General features: G+C 72.5%; 2 protein-coding genes. Both read right to left on the bottom strand.

Annotation, left to right across the window (positions count from 1 at the left end):
- Positions 1 to 575, bottom strand: a 575-nt coding sequence (locus tag CGX12_RS19210; RefSeq protein WP_176442125.1) for a nitrate- and nitrite sensing domain-containing protein, incomplete at its 3' end; no start/stop codon positions are given.
- Between the two features lie 16 nt (positions 576 to 591).
- Positions 592 to 1,231, bottom strand: a 640-nt coding sequence (locus CGX12_RS19205) for a methyl-accepting chemotaxis protein (RefSeq protein WP_254918360.1), incomplete at its 5' end; no start/stop codon positions are given.

The following is a 1,231-nucleotide window of genomic DNA, read 5'->3' as shown; positions in this document are numbered from 1 at the left end:
CAATAGCGCCGCGCCGCCACCGAGCAGCCCAGGGCCCGGGCCTGGCCCAGGCATTCCGCCAGGGCGGGCAGGCGGTGGCCGAAGTTGCGCTCGCTGTTGCCCTCGCCGGGCAGCACCCCGGGCTGCTCGATGCGGGCCTCGGCCACCGCCGCCAGCCATTCGAGCAGCACCGACACCAGCCGGCAGTGGGCCTGGAAATTCTGCTCCGGGGTGCTGGCCGCCAGACCCTGCACCAGGGCCTGCCACTGCCGCTGCAGCGCCGTTACCTGGTCCCGGCCGAAGCAGCAGTAGCGCTCCCGCTGCTCCCGCTCGCCGTGGGCCAGCAGCGCCTGAAAGTGGCGTTCCACCGCCTGTTGCCTGGCCGGCAGCCGGCCGGCAAAGCCCTGATCGCCGGCCAGCCAGGCACCGCTCATGCCCCTGTGCTGCTGCACCTCGGCCACCAGCGCCACCAAATCGGCGGCGCAGTCGAGCCCTTCCCGGGCCCGCTGCGGCAACCGCCAGGCCTGTCGCCTCCGCCGGCGCCAGCCCCACCACAGACCGCCCAGCAGGACGGCCGCCAATATTCCGATAATCATGCTGTTCATCCCGACCTCACTCATAGCGGTAGCTCGCCACCCGCTCCTTGAGCCGGGCGACCAGTTGTTCCAGATAACGGGCCAGCTCGCTGCTCTCGCTCACCCGGCGGGCGTTGCCGTCGGCCAGCTCCGCCACCTTCTGGTTGTCGATGGCAATCTGCTCCCCCGCCACGCTCTGGCCGGCGTTGGCCTCGGCGATCTCCTGCATGCGGCTGAGCGACGACAGCGCCGCCCGTTCGATGGAGGCGAGCGCCTCCGCCGCCTCCGCCGCCTGGCGGGCGCTCTGCTTCGACTTGTCGTCGGCCGCCTGCACCACCTGGGTCAGGTAGCCGGCCTTGTGCTGGACGTCGCCGATCAGGGCATTGATATCGCTGGTGGCGCTGGTGGTACGCTCCGCCAGCTGGCGTACCTCGTCGGCCACCACCGCGAAACCGCGGCCGGCCTCCCCGGCCCGGGCCGCTTCGATGGCGGCGTTGAGCGCCAGCAGGTTGGTGCGCGCCGCTATCTCGGCGATGATGGTGGCGATGGAGCCGATCTTGCGGGAGCCGTCGGCCAGGGCGGCGGCGGCACCGGCGGCCTCGCTCACGTCCCGGGCCAGGCCGTGCATCGACTGATCCACCGCGCTCACCAGGCCGGCGCCCTGGCGCGCCTCGGCC

The sequence above is a fragment of the Zobellella denitrificans genome, assembly GCF_002237365.1.
Lineage (GTDB): Bacteria > Pseudomonadota > Gammaproteobacteria > Enterobacterales > Aeromonadaceae > Oceanimonas > Oceanimonas denitrificans.
This window is presented reverse-complemented; position numbering and strand designations above follow the sequence as displayed.